This is a genomic window from Ewingella sp. AOP9-I1-14 (assembly GCF_052375995.1).
In the GTDB taxonomy this organism is placed as follows: domain Bacteria; phylum Pseudomonadota; class Gammaproteobacteria; order Enterobacterales; family Enterobacteriaceae; genus Ewingella; species Ewingella allii.
Map to the genome: position 1 here is coordinate 480,480 of NZ_JBQSVA010000003.1, position 17,857 is coordinate 498,336.

Annotated in this window: 15 protein-coding genes and 2 tRNA genes; 1 reads left to right on the forward strand and 16 read right to left on the reverse strand. The window is 52.0% G+C overall.

The features are described from left to right. Nucleotides 1–13: 13 nt before the first annotated feature. From ACT3RT_RS12100 to ACT3RT_RS12110, 3 genes are read right to left on the reverse strand one after another with little or no spacing between them, the layout of a single operon-like run. Nucleotides 14–1,183 carry an ABC transporter permease gene (locus ACT3RT_RS12100; RefSeq protein WP_496203029.1) on the reverse strand — a complete coding sequence of 390 codons (1,170 nt, stop codon included), beginning with the start codon at nucleotides 1,181–1,183 and terminating at the stop codon, nucleotides 14–16. Beyond that, nucleotides 1,180–2,328: an ABC transporter permease gene (locus ACT3RT_RS12105; RefSeq protein ID WP_353503877.1), complete on the reverse strand. Its 1,149-nt coding sequence runs from the start codon at nucleotides 2,326–2,328 to the stop codon at nucleotides 1,180–1,182. Before ACT3RT_RS12105 ends, ACT3RT_RS12100 begins: the two co-directional genes overlap by 4 nt. Before the next feature lie 5 nt (nucleotides 2,329–2,333). Further along, nucleotides 2,334–3,305, reverse strand: a complete 972-nt coding sequence (locus ACT3RT_RS12110; RefSeq protein ID WP_353500686.1) for an HlyD family secretion protein — start codon at nucleotides 3,303–3,305, stop codon at nucleotides 2,334–2,336. A 333-nt stretch (nucleotides 3,306–3,638) separates the two neighbouring features. Between ACT3RT_RS12110 and ACT3RT_RS12115 the strand changes: the two genes are divergently transcribed. After that, nucleotides 3,639–4,664, forward strand: a complete 1,026-nt coding sequence (locus ACT3RT_RS12115) for a luciferase-like monooxygenase (RefSeq protein ID WP_396132296.1) — start codon at nucleotides 3,639–3,641, stop codon at nucleotides 4,662–4,664. Nucleotides 4,665–4,757: 93 nt separating this feature from the next. On the opposite strand, the gene ACT3RT_RS12120 is transcribed toward ACT3RT_RS12115, so the two are convergent. The 13 genes from ACT3RT_RS12120 to secG all read right to left on the reverse strand — a co-directional run bounded on the left by ACT3RT_RS12120 (nucleotide 4,758) and on the right by secG (nucleotide 17,640). Beyond that, complete coding sequence (locus ACT3RT_RS12120; protein WP_353500684.1) at nucleotides 4,758–6,659, reverse strand: DEAD/DEAH family ATP-dependent RNA helicase; 1,902 nt, start codon at nucleotides 6,657–6,659, stop codon at nucleotides 4,758–4,760. Continuing rightward, on the reverse strand, nucleotides 6,649–6,729 hold the full coding sequence (gene yrbN, locus ACT3RT_RS12125; protein WP_096335046.1) for a protein YrbN: 81 nt from the start codon (nucleotides 6,727–6,729) through the stop codon (nucleotides 6,649–6,651). Before yrbN ends, ACT3RT_RS12120 begins: the two co-directional genes overlap by 11 nt. A gap of 114 nt (nucleotides 6,730–6,843) precedes the next feature. Next, entirely contained in the window at nucleotides 6,844–7,728 is an 885-nt protein-coding gene (nlpI, locus tag ACT3RT_RS12130; protein ID WP_496203030.1) for a lipoprotein NlpI, read from the reverse strand. A gap of 132 nt (nucleotides 7,729–7,860) precedes the next feature. Beyond that, a complete protein-coding gene (gene pnp, locus ACT3RT_RS12135; protein ID WP_496203031.1) occupies nucleotides 7,861–9,981 on the reverse strand; it encodes a polyribonucleotide nucleotidyltransferase in 2,121 nt (706 codons plus the stop codon). 273 nt (nucleotides 9,982–10,254) lie between these two features. Beyond that, a complete protein-coding gene (gene rpsO, locus ACT3RT_RS12140) occupies nucleotides 10,255–10,524 on the reverse strand; it encodes a 30S ribosomal protein S15 (RefSeq protein WP_034795283.1) in 270 nt (89 codons plus the stop codon). 123 nt (nucleotides 10,525–10,647) lie between these two features. Continuing rightward, nucleotides 10,648–11,592, reverse strand: a complete 945-nt coding sequence (truB, locus tag ACT3RT_RS12145; protein WP_496203032.1) for a tRNA pseudouridine(55) synthase TruB — start codon at nucleotides 11,590–11,592, stop codon at nucleotides 10,648–10,650. A gap of 2 nt (nucleotides 11,593–11,594) precedes the next feature. Further along, nucleotides 11,595–12,005 (reverse strand): 30S ribosome-binding factor RbfA, encoded by a 411-nt coding sequence (gene rbfA, locus ACT3RT_RS12150; protein ID WP_034795277.1) that lies wholly within the window; start codon nucleotides 12,003–12,005, stop codon nucleotides 11,595–11,597. An 80-nt stretch (nucleotides 12,006–12,085) separates the two neighbouring features. After that, a complete protein-coding gene (gene infB / locus ACT3RT_RS12155) occupies nucleotides 12,086–14,779 on the reverse strand; it encodes a translation initiation factor IF-2 (protein WP_353500681.1) in 2,694 nt (897 codons plus the stop codon). A 24-nt stretch (nucleotides 14,780–14,803) separates the two neighbouring features. Further along, entirely contained in the window at nucleotides 14,804–16,291 is a 1,488-nt protein-coding gene (nusA, locus tag ACT3RT_RS12160; protein WP_034795271.1) for a transcription termination factor NusA, read from the reverse strand. A gap of 21 nt (nucleotides 16,292–16,312) precedes the next feature. Next, entirely contained in the window at nucleotides 16,313–16,765 is a 453-nt protein-coding gene (gene rimP / locus ACT3RT_RS12165) for a ribosome maturation factor RimP (RefSeq protein ID WP_072009938.1), read from the reverse strand. Between the two features lie 214 nt (nucleotides 16,766–16,979). Next, nucleotides 16,980–17,056, reverse strand: a tRNA-Met gene (locus tag ACT3RT_RS12170). A gap of 59 nt (nucleotides 17,057–17,115) precedes the next feature. Next, a tRNA-Leu gene (locus ACT3RT_RS12175) sits at nucleotides 17,116–17,202 on the reverse strand. Between the two features lie 99 nt (nucleotides 17,203–17,301). Continuing rightward, nucleotides 17,302–17,640 carry a preprotein translocase subunit SecG gene (gene secG, locus ACT3RT_RS12180; protein ID WP_034795265.1) on the reverse strand — a complete coding sequence of 113 codons (339 nt, stop codon included), beginning with the start codon at nucleotides 17,638–17,640 and terminating at the stop codon, nucleotides 17,302–17,304. Nucleotides 17,641–17,857: the final 217 nt, after the last annotated feature.

Here is a 17,857-nt window from a genome sequence, read left to right on the forward strand (position 1 = left end):
CACGCTTCATCCCTTAATCATTCTTTAGCGGTTTCTTGCGATGCAGCAGGCCACGCAGCCGCCCGCTGTCTCGCAAAATCCCCAAGCCAATACCCAAAATGGTATAAATCGCGCCGAGAAGCAGCAGCATCAGCATATCGCCGCCCACCTCTTTGAACGGCAGCCCCATCTGGTTGACCCCCGCAATCGCCTTGGTGGCCCAGGTGGACGGCAGCATGGATGACACGCCCCGCACCCAAGTCGGCATAGCCTGTAACGGCCAAATGGTCCCCGAAATGTAGAACACCGGCATGGTGATGAAAGAGAGCGTCAGGTAGATCATCTCCACGCTGCGCAGACATTCGGTCACCAGTTTACCCAGCCCGAGCACCGCCAGCAGGAACGGGAAGGTCAGCATGATGATTTCGGGTATGGTCGCCGTCTGCCGATACCCCAAGATCCAAGGCCAGAGTACAAACAGAACGATGGACAGGAACAGCCAGATGGGGATTAGCGCCGTCAGCCCGCCGAGGAAAACCGGGATGGCAGGCTTGCCGTCGGGCGCGCTATTGAGGGTGATATTCACCCGCACGCTGGCGATCAGCAAAGAGTGTTGCAACAACATCACCAGCAGGCCGGGGAAGATGATGGCCGCGAAGCTGATGCCGGGGTTAAACAGGTCCAGCGTCTGGCCGACGATTGGCGTCAGCAGCACATTGGCCTGCTCACTGTTGAAGCCGCTACGCATCAACAATTCGGTGTTGTACTGGGTCAAAATCGACTGGTAGGCCGCCACCACGTCCTGCTGGATCTGGCCGTTCGCCAGACGGTTGGTGGCATCGCCGTACACCGGGATCACCACGTCGCTGCCTGCGAGGATCTTTTTCTCCAGATCGACCGGCATGATGATCACCGCGAACAGTTTGCGCCACGCCAGATCCTTCTCGGCCTGATCCACGCTGTCATAGCTGTTCATCTTGATTTTCGAGGTAGCATCAAGTTGGCGGATAAGCATCCGGCTGGCCGTGCTGTGGTCCTGATCGACCACCGCCACCGGCAAATCCCACACCGTGCGATTGGCGTAAACCGTGCTCATCACGCACAGCGAAATCAGCAACATCATCCACATTGGCTTGTCGAGCATGCCGGTCAGGACTTTAACGAAGGTTTTCCAGTAAGTGGTAAGCCATTGGCGTAGCGTCATTTTCCTGGCTCCTGCTTCTTAAGGCGCAGGTACAATCGCTTATGCACCAGTAATCCAGTGATCAGCGGGTAAATCAGCAAAATGGCGCACACGCTGAAGATAGCGCTGGCTGGCACCTGCCGCAGGAAAATGTCAAACATCGCGTACAGGGCGTGGGTCAGCGGCTCAATATTCGAGATGATCCGCGCCACTAGTGGCATGGACAGCTCCGGCACCGCCATGCCCGAGAAAGTCAGCGCGATACTGACGAAAATCCCCATCAGGGTATAGGCGGTGATCGTGGTGCTGGTGAAGGTGAACAGCAGTAGCCCGATGCTTTGGGCGGCAATCACATAGAAGAAGCTAATCAACACCATAAACAGCGGATTGCCACTGACCCTCGCGTCAAAAAAACCCACCAGCATGGCGATTTCCACCAGCAACAGCGTGGTGAAACACAGGGTATAAGGCGCGAGTTTGCCCAACAGCGCAAAGGTAAAAGACGGCGCGCCCAGCAGGGACTGGCTGCGCGCCATCACGTAAATCATGCACGTCACGGTAAATAGCTGAATCAGGTGGATCATCGCCGCAAACTGCTGGTAGTAAATGTAGCTGCCGCTGGCGTTAAACAGGCTGCCATACAGCAGCTCCACGCTCGCCAGCGGCGGCATGGTTTTGCCCATTTCATTGGCCAGAATCGCCCGATATTGACTATTTAATTCAGTGATTAAACCGCTGAAGTCCTGCGTGGAGTAAAGCCCGGCGCCGTAAAACAGCGCGTTGTAATAGAGCACCACGCTTGGCTGTTTGCCTTCCAGCGCGTCGGCCTCAAAGTCAGGCGGAATGTAGAGCAAGGCGTAATCCTGCGCGGTGCGCAGCCGATGCTCAGCCTCCTGCAACCCACCGTCAAAAGTCTGCACGTGGGCGTGCGAACCGGCGTCCATCTTGCGGATCAGCGTTTTGGACAGCGTGCTGTGGTCGTTATCCACCACTGACACCGGCAGGTTCAGCAAGGTACCCTCGGAGAAGTTACTGCTGATCAGGATGAACAGCAGTAAAGGGAATATCCAACCCAGCCAGTGGATCACCGGCTTGCGAAAGGCGTCGCGCGTTTCGCGGTTGAACGAGCGAGAAAAACAGCGCCAGCCGGCTTTTACCCGGTACATTGCCACTACTCTTTCCAGTTCCACAGCGCGCTCATGCCTTGGCGCATGTTAGGCACTTTTTGCAGCGGATAGAGCCGAACTTCAAAGGTTTTCAGGTCAAAGTCGCCAGTGGCGCGGGTGGCGCGCTTGGTGGCGTAATCCCCCAGTGGCGCGATGTAACGCACCTCGGCTTCCACTTCTTGGTTATTGAGCGCGGGAACGCGAATTCTGATTTTGTCGCCTTTATGTATCCCGGCGAGGATGTCTTCACGCAGGTTGAAAACGAAATAGGCGTCCGGCAAGCGCAGCAGAGTGAGCAACGGGCTGGAAGCACTTTGCAGCTCCCCCACTTCCACCGGGATTGGCCCGACTTCGCCATCAACCGGCGCTTTGACCTGTAAGTCATCCGTTTGGGCTTTCACTTCCAGCAGGTCTTCTTCGGCCTGACGCAGTTGGGCGGCATAGCTTTGGCGTTGCTCGGCACGGTCGCCATTAACGCCTTCATCGAGGTTGGCTTTGGCGACTAATACTTGCTGATAAGCGCTGTCGCGCGCGCGGCGGGAATTCTCTAAATCTGATGCAGAAACATAGCCTTTGGAGGCCACTTTGGCATTACGATTGTACTCGTCGCGTGCATTGGTGTACTCAGTTTGCGCCTGTCCCAACGTCGCTTTCAGGTTGCGGATGCTCTCTTCGCGGGTGCCGTTAATCGACAATTCCAGCTGTGATTTGGCCTGATCGCGTGCCGCCTCCAGTGAGCGTAACTGCGCCATCAGTTCCGGACTGTCGAGAGACATCAGCAGCTGCCCGGCTTTCACATCATCGCCACGCTCAACGTAGCGTTCAATCACCCGGCCTTTGGCCTTAGACGCAACAATCACCTCCGGCGCGTCCACTTCTCCCTGCAATAATAAGTCCTGGTTGCCCGCGCGGAAAAGTACCGCCAGCGAAATGGCCACTGCTACTAACAGCAGGGTCAATAACATTCTCTTACTCATTGTTTTAGCTTCCTTTTTATTTGCCAGAGTGAAACTCAGCGCGAGAACCCTCGAGATTCGAGCATTGGCATTTCCATTTCCATCGAACGTCGTCCGTTGCTATTTGCGTCTTCAGGTCATGAAGAGGACGCATGATAGCGGGGTGCGGTCTGGTTTTTTTAACACGAAACAACATATTGGTTAAAATTATAAACTAAACCAAATACATTCACCCAAAGCCAAATACATAGAGCACAAATCAAGTATTCAGCCCAAATATATTCGGTAATACTGACCTGTATAATTAGCGGGCGATTGGCTTCGCCCTCAGCCCTCAACGAGTGAGCGACGACTATGTCTGAGAAATACACCGTTCCCCTTTCCGTGCTGGATTTAGCCCCCGTACCTCAAGGTTCAAGCCCTAAACAAGCCTTTCATTCTTCGCTGGAGTTAGCGCAACACGCTGAAAAGCTTGGCTATAAGCGTTACTGGATGGCCGAGCACCACAACATGATTGGTATCGCCAGTGCGGCGACCTCGGTACTGCTTGGCTTTATCGCTGGCGGCACCAAAACCATCCGTATAGGCTCCGGCGGCGTGATGCTGCCCAATCACTCACCCTTAGTGATTGCCGAGCAGTTCGGCACCTTGGCAACGCTCTATCCGGACCGTGTCGATCTGGGCCTGGGCCGTGCGCCGGGCACTGACCAGCGCACGATGATTGCGCTGCGCCGCCATATGTCTGGCGATGTGGATAATTTCCCGCGCGACGTGCAGGAGTTGCAGCACTACTTTGGCGATGTCCAGCCGGGCCAGCCTGTACAAGCCGTGCCGGGTCAGGGCCTGCACGTACCGCTGTGGCTACTGGGTTCCAGCCTGTATAGCGCACAACTGGCTGCAGCACTAGGTTTGCCGTTTGCCTTCGCCTCCCACTTCGCACCAGACATGCTGTATCAGGCGCTGGCGATTTATCGCAGCCAGTTCAAACCTTCCGAGCAGCTTGAAAAGCCGCATGCCATGGTGTGCATCAACGCCATCGCGGCCGATACTGATGAAGAAGCGCGCCGCATGTTCACCTCGAACCAGCAGCAGTTCATCAATCTGCGTCGCGGCAATCCGGGCAAACTGCCAGCGCCGGTGGATAACATTGAAAGTCTGTGGTCGGCGTCTGAACGCTTTGGCGTAGATCAGGCACTGCGCATGTCAGTGGTGGGGAATAAAGAGACTATCCGCACCGGCCTGCAAAATATCCTGCGCGAAACCGAAGCCGACGAATTGATGATTAATGGCCAGATTTTTGACCATCAGGCGCGCTTGCACTCTTTCGACATTGTTTCGCAGTTGCAGGGCGACCTGGTGAAAGAAGTGCGGATCGGCTAACGCCCTCTTCTTCCTTCCTATATTGCACGCATAAAAAAACCAGCCCGCAGGCTGGTTTTTGTTTATCTGACGTTTGCCGAAGCATAAGCCAAATTATGCGTCAGTAGTACGACGCGGAGCACGGCTTGGAGCGCGACGCTCACCGGCTGGTGCGCTGCCTTCACGACGTTCGCCATTGAAAGGACGGCCACGGCCACCTTCACGACGTTCACCGTTGAAAGGACGCGGAGCACCGTTACCACGACGCTCACCGCCTGCACCAGCAGGACGTTCACGACGTGCAGCCTGTGGCTGTGCATCACCCAGCAACTGCATGTTCATCGGCTTGTTCAGGATACGAGTGCGGGTAAAGTGAGACAGGATCTCGCCCGGCATGCCTTTCGGCAACTCGATCGTTGAATGCGAAGAGAACAGCTTGATGTTACCGATATAACGGCTGCTGATGTCGCCTTCGTTAGCGATAGCGCCAACGATGTGACGAACTTCAACACCGTCATCACGACCCACTTCGATACGGTACAGCTCCATTTCGCCAGCGTCACGACGCTCACGACGTGGACGATCGCCATCACGTGCAGGACGATCACCATCGCGAGATGGGCGTTCACGGCGGTCACCGCGATCATTACGATCGTCGAATTCACGGCGTGGCGGACGGCTTTTGAACACTGGATCAGCAGCAACGATCAGTGGACGTTCGCCCTGAGCCATTTTCAGCAGTGCTGCGGCCAGCGTTTCGATGTCCAGCTCTTCAGCGGGTTGCAGTTTAGCCAACAGCGCACGGTACATATCCAGATCGCTGCTTTCCAGCTGCTGCTGAACTTTAGCGGCGAACTTAGCCAGACGACGCTCACCCAGTACATCCGCAGTTGGAATTTCAACTTCTGGAATGGTCAGCTTCATTGTACGTTCGATGTTGCGCAGCAGGCGACGTTCGCGGTTCTCAACGAACAGCAGTGCGCGACCAGCACGACCAGCACGACCGGTACGGCCGATACGGTGAACGTAAGACTCAGAGTCCATCGGGATGTCGTAGTTAACAACCAGGCTGATACGTTCTACGTCAAGACCACGTGCTGCCACGTCGGTTGCGATCAGAATGTCCAGACGGCCATCTTTCAGACGCTCCAGAGTCTGCTCACGCAGAGCCTGGTTCATGTCACCGTTCAGCGCTGCGCTGCTGTAGCCACTGCGCTCCAGAGCTTCAGCCACTTCCAACGTAGCGTTTTTGGTACGCACGAAGATGATGGCTGCGTCGAAATCTTCAGCTTCCAGGAAACGAACCAGCGCTTCATTCTTACGCAGGCCATACACAGACCAGTAGCTCTGACTGATGTCTGGACGGGTAGTGATGCTTGACTGAATGCGCACTTCCTGTGGATCTTTCATGAAGCGACGAGTAATACGACGAATCGCTTCTGGCATGGTTGCAGAGAACAGCGCGGTCTGATGTTCAGCCGGGATCTGCGCCATGATAGTTTCAACGTCTTCGATGAAGCCCATACGCAGCATTTCATCGGCTTCGTCCAGTACCAGGCCGCTCAGGTTAGAGAGGTTCAGAGTACCGCGTTTCAAGTGGTCCAGCAGGCGACCTGGGGTACCCACAACAACTTGTGGCCCCTGACGCAGAGCGCGCAGCTGGACGTCATAGCGTTGGCCACCGTAAAGGGCAACAACGTTCACGCCATGCATGTGTTTAGAGAAGTCGGTCATTGCTTCAGCAACCTGAACTGCCAGTTCGCGAGTCGGTGCTAAAACAAGAATTTGTGGTGCTTTCAAAGAAGCATCAATGTTGTGCAGCAGTGGCAGAGAGAAGGCTGCAGTTTTGCCGGAACCGGTCTGAGCCATGCCCAGAACATCGCGGCCGTTCAACAGGTGAGGAATACACTCAGCCTGGATTGGTGATGGTTTTTCGTAGCCCAAATCGGTAAGGGCAGAAATGATTGGAGCGGACAGCCCCAGGTCAGCAAAAGAGGTTTCAAGCTCAGTAGTCATGTACACGTGCCTCATTAATAATGGCAGCCAGTCTACATAACTCGTCGAGAAAATTTTCTGTCATTTTCATTGAAAAGTGTGAACCGGCTCAAATTAGATTATAAAACGAACAAAGCAACCCTCGCCCGTTAAGGCGCTTAAAAATGGTTAAACCATGGTTAAGAAGGCTGATTGGTGTCGTCAGCTATTGCTGGTCCGATTCTGATAGGTCGTCTTGCTCTTGGCCTAATAGCGCCAATTCCAACAATGCATAGCGGTGCTCAACAAAATTATGAACGTTGTTAGCTACCGTCAGTTTGAACAGTGCCAAGGCGCTGTTCTTGTCCCCCAGACTTAGGTAATGCTTACCTAAATAGAAGTCAGTTTCACTGAGATGCTCAGCGAGCGAAGTGTTATCCGTTGCTTCCGCCTTTAGGCGTTCCATCAGCGTTTTTTCGCTGATCTTACCCAGGTAGAATTCGACGATATTCCATCCCCATTGCCCTCTGTCCGCTTTGTCGGAACGCTGTTGCAATGCTACGTCGGCATTCTTCGGATTGATTTCTCGCTCCGCAAGATAAAGCCATAACGAACGGAAGGGATCATTTGGATCGTCTCGATAAAACGCCTGCAGATCATCCTGCGCTAACGAGAATCGGCCACCGTAATACAGTGCGATACCTCGGTTCAAACGCGCGTAGTTGTAAGTTGGATCAAGCTCTAGTACAGAATCAAACGCTTCATAGGCAGCATCAAAATTGCCTGCCTGCGTTAGGTAAATCCCCAGGTAGTTGAAAACTTCTGGCATATCAGGACGAATAGACAGCGCTTGTGAAAAATCATTTCGCGCTAACGCTCTAAGTCCAAGGCTATCATACAGTACACCGCGCTCATATAACAGCTGTGCGCGTTCATCGTCTGTCAAAGCCCGGCTGGCAAGAATTTGTTCCATGCGCGCCAATATGACTTCCTGCTGCAACGTAGGCTGCAACGGAATCGCCAGAACTTCATTTTTACGCCAATCATGGTTGCTGCATCCTGCCAACATAAGTGCTGTCGCAACATAACACCAGCGCAAGAAAGGCTTCATTTCCACTCCCGAAGACAAACATTGGATTAACATCCTGTCATCCGCCTGCTTAACACAAGTGCATCCTGCGCTCATGATACGAGCAGCTCTCTGCCTTATAGACAGAGAGCTGTAAAACAAATGTTACAGATATTACTCAGCTGAAGGCTCTGCAGTTTCATCCGAGCTTGGCGTAGTCGCTTCTTTGATGCTCAAGCGAACGCGGCCCTGACGGTCAACTTCCAGAACTTTAACTGGAACTTCTTGACCCATCTGCAGATAGTCAGTCACTTTCTCAACACGCTTATCAGCGATTTGTGAGATGTGGACCAGACCTTCTTTACCGCCACCGATAGCCACGAAGGCACCGAAATCTACGATACGGGTAACTTTACCTTGGTAGATACGGCCAACTTCGATTTCAGCAGTGATCTCTTCGATACGACGGATAGCGTATTTCGCTTTCTCACCGTCGGTCGCAGCGATTTTAACTGTACCATCATCTTCAATTTCAATGGTAGTGCCGGTTTCTTCAGTCAGCGCACGGATCACTGAACCACCTTTACCGATCACGTCCTTGATTTTATCTGGGCTGATCTTGATGGTGTGGATGCGTGGTGCGAACTGAGAAATATCACCGCGCGGCGTGCTGATAGCCTGTTCCATCACGCCCAGAATGTGCAGACGCGCACCCTTAGCCTGGTTCAGAGCAACCTGCATGATTTCGCGGGTAATACCTTCAATTTTGATGTCCATCTGCAGTGCGGTAATACCGTCACGGCTACCGGCCACTTTGAAGTCCATGTCGCCCAGGTGATCTTCGTCACCCAGAATGTCAGACAGAACCACAAAGTTTTCGTCTTCTTTAACCAGACCCATCGCGATACCAGCAACGGCCGCTTTGATTGGTACACCTGCGTCCATCAGTGCCAGAGAAGCGCCACAAACGGAAGCCATTGAAGAAGAACCGTTAGACTCGGTGATTTCAGAAACAACGCGCACGGTGTACGGGAAGTCTTCTGGTTTAGGCATCATCGCCAACACACCGCGTTTCGCCAGACGACCGTGACCAATTTCACGACGTTTTGGCGAGCCAACCATACCGGTTTCACCTACAGAGTATGGAGGGAAATTGTAGTGGAACAGGAAGCTATCTGTCTTCTCGCCCATCAACTCGTCAAGGTTCTGTGCATCACGGGCAGTACCCAGCGTTGCAGTAACCAGTGCCTGAGTTTCACCACGGGTGAACAGAGCAGAGCCGTGAGTACGAGGCAGAACGCCAGTACGCACGTCCAGACCACGGATCATGTCTTTTTCGCGACCGTCAATACGCGGCTCGCCACGCAGCACACGGCTACGAACGACGTTTTTCTCGATGCTGCCCAGCAGATCAGAGATTTCGCCAGCGTCCAGCGTCTCATCTTCAGCTTGCAGAGTCTGCATAACTTCAGCTTTGATGGTGTTGATCTGAGTGTAACGCTCTTGTTTCTCAGTGATCAGGTAAGCATCACCCAGACGAGCTTCGGACAGAGCAGCAACGCGTGCGTGCAGTTCTGCATTCACGACTTCTGGCTGCCAATCCCACTTCTCTTTACCCACTTCAGCAACTAAAGAGTTGATGTTGTCGATAACGATTTGTTGTTGTTCGTGACCGAACACGACTGCGCCCAGCATCTGATCTTCGCTCAATACTTCAGCTTCAGATTCAACCATCAGCACAGCGCCCTGAGTACCGGCAACCACCAAGTCCAGGCGGCTGGTTTTCAGTTCGTCAGCGGTTGGGTTCAGAACGTATTGGTCATTGATGTAACCAACGCGTGCAGCACCGATTGGGCCATTGAATGGAATACCAGACAGGCTCAGTGCAGCAGAAGCACCAATCATCGCAACGATATCTGGGTTCACCTGTGGGTTCAGAGAAACCACGGTAGCAATAACCTGAACTTCATTCAGGAAGCTATCTGGGAACAGTGGACGAATTGGACGGTCAATCAGACGTGAAGTCAGCGTTTCGCCTTCACTTGGGCGGCCTTCACGACGGAAGAAGCTACCCGGGATACGGCCAGCAGCGTAAGTACGCTCCTGATAGTTTACGGTCAGTGGGAAGAAGCTCTGACCTGGTTTTGCTTTCTTTTGGCCAACAACAGTAACGAATACTGCGGTGTCGTCCATGCTAACCATAACTGCGGCTGTCGCTTGACGAGCCATCATACCGGTTTCAAGCGTTACGGTATGTTGACCGTATTGGAATTTACGAATAGTCGGATTAAGCAATGTAATATCCTTTTTTGTGGCGCGCAGCTGTTATGACAGCAGTTCACGCCGATAAATATCCGAGCTTCTCACTACATTCTCGCGACTAATGACAATCCTTATATACCTGACAAAGTGGCAATAAAGTCTCTCATTAGCCGCGCGAAAACATCTGTAACGGAAGTTCATGTTCTTAAAAGTACTACAGAAACAACAGCCATACAGTAACCTGATTTGCTGTCGCTTCCTAGAATAAAGGGGCCTATAGGCCCCTTTACACTGAAACTCGCTTGATTAGCGACGCAGACCCAGACGCTCGATCAGGCTGGTGTAACGTGCTACATCTTTACGCTTCAGGTAGTCCAGCAGTTTACGACGCTGAGAAACCATACGCAGCAGACCACGACGGCTGTGGTGATCTTTTTTGTGCTCTGCAAAGTGACCTTGCAGATGGTTAATTTGAGCAGTCAGCAGAGCAACCTGAACTTCGGTAGAACCACTGTCGTTAGTGCCACGACCAAAGTCTGCAACGATTTGAGCTTTAGCTTCAACGCTTAGAGACATAATCATACTCCAAAATATTATAGATAATTAATACGGGTGCCGATCTCTAATTCAGCTACCCAATGCATAAGCTGCGCTATTCTACTCTTTGCATAATACGATCGCAAGGTGAGCAGAAAGGGCTTACTCGGTGTATTCAACCACCAAACGACGCGGCGCAATGCGGCCATCATCGTCAATTTCACCGACGCCAATGAACTTACGTTCTTCGCCTTCGGTGATGCGCACCATGCCTGACGTCGGGGCGCCGGAAGCCTGTACGGGTTGCCCCTGCTTCACGTATCCCGCCACAACTGGCAAAAGGTTTACTTCAGGGAAATCTTCACAGGCGCTGTCCATCGGCAATAATAGAGGGTCCAGTAACAGGCGCGGTTCAATGCCTTCGGCTTCCGCCTGAGCGATCAGCGCATGCAGCTGTTCCATCGTCACCATGCGTTCGAAAGGATAAGTCGCCACCTGCAAGCGACGCAGGTAAGTCACGTGCGCGCCACAGCCTAGCTTTTCACCCAAATCGTCAACGATAGTGCGGATATAAGTGCCTTTGGAACAGTGGATCTCAAGCTCAACCTCAAAGCCTTCCCAACGAATGAGCTTCAGTTCATACACGTTAATCGGGCGAGATTCGCGAGGGACTTCAATCCCCTGACGGGCGTACTCATAGAGCTTCTTCCCTTCGTATTTCAGTGCGGAATACATAGAAGGAATTTGCTGAGTTTTGCCGCGGAAGCTATCCAGTGCTTCATCCAACTGCTGTTGGTTAAAGGTGACATCGCGCTCGGAGATAATCTGACCTTCTGCATCAGAGGTATCCGTGCGCTGCCCCATGCGGGCAACAACGCGATAACGCTTGTCTGAGTCCAGAAGGAAACGCGAGAACTTGGTCGCTTCACCTAAGCAGAGTGGCAGCATACCGGTAGCCAGTGGGTCTAGCGCACCGGTATGGCCCGCACGGTTGGCGTTATACAGACGTTTTACTTTTTGCAGCGCGTCGTTAGAGGACAGACCAAGGGACTTATCCAATAACAGAACGCCGTGAATATCACGGCCGCGACGACGTGGGCGACTCATTGTTATTCCTCGTCATCACCTGCAGCAGAACGACGCTCAGCGTCATTCTTCACTACGTTCGTCACCAGGTTAGACATACGCATGCCTTCAACCAGTGAGTTGTCGTAAGCAAAGGTTAACTCTGGAACAACACGCAGACGCATGGCTTTACCAATCAACGTGCGGATGAAACCAGACGCGTCCTGCAAAGCTTTAATGCCATTCTTAACACGATCAGGGTCGTGATTGTCTGTCGTCAAAACATCTAAAAAGGTCACGAAGACTTTGGCATAGGCCAGATCACGAGACACTTCAACGCCAGAAACGGTCGCCATGCCTACGCGCGGGTCTTTGACTTCGCGCTGTAGGATGATGGCGATCTCTTTTTGCATCTCTTGGGAGACACGTTGGGTACGGCTAAATTCTTTTGCCATGATAAAACTCCTTCAGACAATCTCCAGACAAAGAGGGGGGCTCAAGGCCCCCCAACTGGATATAAGCGACGTCGCTAAGATTACGCGATGGTACGTTTGATCTCGATGATTTCGAATACTTCGATCACATCGCCAGTACGCACATCGTTGTAGTTCTTCACGCCGATACCACATTCCATGCCGTTACGAACTTCGGCAACGTCATCTTTGAAGCGGCGCAGGGATTCCAGCTCGCCTTCATAGATAACCACGTTGTCACGCAGTACACGGATTGGGTTGTTACGCTTAATCATACCTTCAGTAACCATACAGCCTGCGATTGCGCCAAATTTCGGTGACTTGAACACGTCACGAACTTCAGCCAGACCAATGATTTGCTGTTTGTATTCTGGCGCCAACATACCGCTCATCGCCTGCTTAACTTCGTCAATCAGGTTATAGATGACGGAGTAGTAACGCAGATCCAGACTTTCGCTTTCTACGACACGGCGAGCAGATGCATCGGCACGTACGTTGAAGCCAAGGATGATAGCGTTAGAAGCAGCAGCCAGCGTTGCGTCGGTTTCGGTGATACCACCTACGCCCATACCAACAATCTTAACTTTCACTTCGTCGGTAGACAGATTTTGCAGCGCGTCAGAAATCGCTTCACAAGAACCTTGTACGTCAGACTTCAGAACGATGTTCAGTTCAGAAACTTCGCCTTCGGTCATGTTCGCAAACATGTTTTCCAGTTTAGATTTCTGCTGGCGAGCCAGTTTAACTTCACGGAACTTACCTTGACGATACAGGGCAACTTCACGAGCTTTCTTCTCGTCACGTACAACAGTCACTTCGTCACCGGCAGCAGGAACGCTAGACAGACCCAGCACTTCCACAGGGATAGAAGGACCCGCAGACGAAATGTCACGGCCCAACTCATCACGCATTGCACGAACACGGCCGTATTCGAAGCCACACAGGATGATATCACCCTTGTTCAGCGTACCCTCTTGAACCAGAACAGTCGCCACTGGGCCACGGCCTTTATCCAGGAAGGATTCGATAACAACACCGCTTGCCATGCCGCTGCGAACTGCTTTCAGTTCCAGAACTTCGGCTTGCAACAGGATAGCGTCCAGCAGTTCGTCGATACCTGTACCTGCTTTCGCAGAAACGTGTACGAACTGAGACTCGCCGCCCCACTCTTCTGGCATAACGCCGTACTGAGACAGTTCGGTGCGAACGCGATCTGGATCCGCTTCTGGTTTATCAATTTTGTTTACTGCAACCACGATTGGCACGCCAGCGGCTTTCGCATGCTGAACAGCTTCGATGGTTTGTGGCATAACGCCATCATCTGCAGAAACAACCAGAACCACAATATCCGTTGCCTGAGCACCACGAGCACGCATTGAGGTAAATGCGGCGTGTCCTGGAGTATCCAGGAAGGTGATCATGCCGTTTTCAGTTTCAACGTGATAAGCACCGATGTGCTGGGTAATACCGCCGGCTTCGCCCGCTGCGACTTTCGTTGAACGAATGTAGTCAAGCAGAGAGGTTTTACCGTGGTCAACGTGGCCCATGATGGTCACAACTGGAGCACGTGGCTCAGCAGCTGCTGACGCACCTGTGTCACGGTCGCTCATCAGCGCTTCTTCCAGCTCGTTTTCACGACGCAGGATAACTTTATGGCCCATTTCTTCAGCAACCAGCTGAGCAGTTTCCTGATCGATAACCTGGTTGATGGTCGCCATCGCGCCCAGCTTCATCATCGTTTTGATGACCTGAGAGCCTTTAACAGCCATTTTGTTCGCCAGCTCAGCAACGGTGATGGTTTCACCCAGCACAACGTCACGGTTTACAGCAACAACTGGCTTATTGAAGCTCTGTTGCAGCGTGCTTGGCTTACGTTTGCCTTTACCATTACGACCTACAGCGCGCGCTTCTTCGCGGTCTGCTTTAGATTCAGACAGTTTATTGCCTTTCTTCTGCTTGGTCGCTTTGCCACCGCGAGTACGGCTGCGACGATCGCCTTCAACCTTGGCGTCATTTTCGTCTTCAGCTGCACGAGCGTGGGTAGAAGTGGTGACATGATAGTCAGCGGATTCGGATTCGCTTGGCGCAACAACTTCAGTCCAGACGCCAGAGTCAGCCATTTTACGGGCCTCTTCAGCAACGCGTTTCGCGTTTTCTTCGATCTTACGCTGGGCTTCTTCTTCCGTTTTGCGTTTCAGCTCTGCGGCTTCAGCTTCACGGCGTGCTTTATCTGCCTGAGCTGGTTTGGTTACTTCGTCGGTATGTTGATTTGTCACTTTGTCTTTTTCCGCTGCGTCGCGCTTAGCTTTTTCAGCGGCCTCACGTTTGGCTTGCTCTTCGGCGGCGCGCTTCGCTTTTTCTTGAGCTTCGCGCTGGGCTTGCTCTGCTGCTGCACGCTGTGCCTGTTCTTCCGCTTCACGCTTCGCCTGCTCTTCCGCTTCGGCCTGGGCTTGTTCAGCTTCGGTCATATCACGTTTTACATAAGTGCGTTTCTTGCGGACTTCGATTTGCACCGATTTACTCTTTCCGCCGGTGCTCGGAATGTTCAGTGTACTACGCGTTTTGCGTTGTAAGGTCAGTTTGTTTGGAGCACTACCGTTTCCACGGTTCAAGTGCGCCAATAATGTCTCTTTTTCTTGCTGGGTGACAGAGTCAGCTTCAGACTTGTCGATCCCTGCATCAGCAAATTGCTGTACCAGGCGATCAACCGGAGTTTGAATCTCTGCTGCCAGCGATTTTACGGTTACATCTGTCATGCTGTTCCTTCCTGCTACAGTTTATTACGCATTGTCGCCAAACCAGCAGATATTGCGCGCGGCCATGATAAGTTCACCAGCCTGTTCGTCACTAAGACCTTCAATATCCGCCAGATCGTCGACACCCTGCTCGGCAAGATCTTCCAGCGTACAAACCCCATGTGCAGCCAGTTTAAATGCCATGCTACGTTCCAGACCCGCCAGGTTCAGCAAATCTTCTGCAGGCTTATTGTCGCCGAGACTTTCTTCCTGAGCTAAAGCCAGTGTAGTTAATGCTTCTTTCGCACGTTCGCGCAGAGCATCTACCGTGTCTTCATCCAGGCCATCGATTTCTAGCAATTCTTTCATTGGCACATAGGCCAATTCTTCGAGCGTTGAGAAACCTTCTTCTACCAAGACAGTGGCGAAATCTTCGTCGATAGCCAGATATTTGGTGAAAGTTTCAATCGCGGCATGAGCCTCAGCCTGATGTTTGGCTTGCAGGTCATCCGCAGTCATAACGTTCAGTTCCCAACCGCTCAGTTGAGAGGCTAAACGTACGTTTTGGCCATTACGACCAATCGCCTGAGCCAGATTGCTGGCTTCAACAGCGACATCCATAGTGTGTTTGTCTTCGTCAACCACGATGGAAGCAACATCGGCAGGCGCCATAGCATTGATAACGAACTGGGCAGGGTTGTCGTCCCATAATACGATATCGATACGCTCGCCGCCTAATTCGCTAGACACGGCCTGCACGCGAGCACCGCGCATACCAACACATGCACCCACTGGGTCAATGCGTTTGTCGTTGGTTTTAACGGCAATTTTGGCACGAGAGCCTGGGTCACGAGCTGCTGCTTTAATTTCAATCAGCTCTTCACCAATTTCTGGTACTTCGATGCGGAACAGTTCAATCAGCATCTCGTTACGAGAACGGCTGACGAACAGCTGTGCGCCGCGTGCTTCTGGGCGGACGTCATACAGCACGCCACGAATACGGTCGCCAGAGCGGAAGTTTTCACGTGGCAGCATGTCTTCGCGCAGAATAACCGCTTCAGCATTGCTGCCTAAATCGAGAGCGATGCTATCACGGTTAACTTTCTTAACCACGCCAGTGACGATTTCGCCTTGCTGTTCGCGGAACTGCTCAACCACCATCGCACGTTCAGCTTCACGTACTTTTTGTACGATAACCTGTTTCGCGGTCTGAGTTGTAATACGGTCGAAGGTGACAGACTCAATCTGATCTTCGATGTAACCGCCTAATTCAATAGAAGGGTCTTCGTATTGGGCAGCTTCAAGGGTGATTTCACGCGTTGGTTGCGTAACTTCGTCAACAGCAACCCAACGGCGGAAGGTGTCAAAGTCACCAGTTTTACGATCGATGGTGACGCGGACTTCAATTTCTTGTTCGTACTTTTTCTTAGTCGCTGTCGATAACGCAGTTTCCAGCGCTTCAAAAATCTTCTCGCGCGGGAGTGATTTTTCATTAGAAACCGCTTCTACAACAGCCAGAATTTCTTTGTTCATCCTAGTTGCCTCATCCAAACTTTAAAAGTGGGGTACCAGGTTCGCTTTCTGGATATTGCTCAGCGCGAACACTTCATCTTTGCCTTCCACAGTAACCGTGATCATTTCGCCTTCGACAGCCTTAATAATTCCCTGCCATTTGCGACGGTTCTGCATAGCCATCCGCAGTACCAGACTCACCTCGTCACCGAGAAAACGTTGGTAATGTTCAGCGGTAAACATAGGGCGATCGAGACCGGGAGAGGAAACTTCCAGGTTGTATGCAACAGTGACGGGGTCTTCGACATCCAACACGGCGCTAACCTGGTGGCTGACATCAGCACAATTATCAACTGTGATCCCGTCTTCACTATCAATATAGATGCGTAGCGTCGATTGGCGAGCTCTTACGAACTCGATGCCTACCAGCTCGAAGCCCAATGCTTCAACCGGTGCTGAAATCATCTCTGTTAATTTTTGTTCTAATGTGGACAAGCCCACCCCCAAGACATAAAAAAAGGGCCTAATAGCCCAGTGATTCTGCTGCCAAATAACAAAAAACCCCGATAAATCGGGGCTTTATGAAACTGGACCCTGTTCGCCGAAAAGCGACTTCGGCGCAACTTTCGAAAGTGTTATTTCAAATTGAAACTACAGAACATGACAGGAGAAAACTGAAAGTCTATTTGAAATAAACACTTAGGGAAAGTGGTTGCGGGGGCCGGATTTGAACCGACGACCTTCGGGTTATGAGCCCGACGAGCTACCAGGCTGCTCCACCCCGCGTCCGAAAACGTGGCAAATACTACGCCGATAACCGCTTAAAAGCAAGTTATCACAAAGATTGGTACCGAGGACGGGACTTGAACCCGTAAGCCCATTCGGGCACTACCACCTCAAGGTAGCGTGTCTACCAATTCCACCACCTCGGCACTTATTTTTCACAATCGCTTCTACTGTCCAAGCATAAGCCATTGATTGAAAAGCTTACTTCCACTTCTTTATAAGAGCAATAACATTCAATCTACAGATTAATGAGGAACATCACTGTTAGGCGCTGCAGGAGCCGCTGGTGCAGTTGTCGTCTGCTCAGTTTTCGCTGGCTGACCTAAGTTCTCCCACTCACTACCTTGCTGGCCCTTATGGGTACTCATGTTGCCCAAGATCAAGCTAATAACGAAGAAAAGCGCCGCTAAAATAGCTGTCGTACGGGTCATGAAGTTACCGGAACCACTCGAACCGAACAATGTGCCAGAAGCACCTGCTCCGAAAGAGGCTCCCATATCAGCACCTTTACCTTGTTGCAGCATAACCATAGCCACCAGGCCGATTGCTACGAGAAGGAAAATCACCAGAAGAGCTTCGTACATAGTAGTACCTGTATCCTTGCGGGTTCACCGCATGCTAAATGCTTCTCACCAATTTAGTGGGTTTCAATGACCCACTGAAGCGGGTGTGAATACTAACCAAAGGTGTATGGGGACGCAAGGGCAATTTGACGAGGATTGTTCGTTTGCGGAAAAAAACGTCAAAAGCTGTCAAAGTCTTTGCGTCAGAAAAATTTCGGGCCTTTTTCATGCTCAAAAA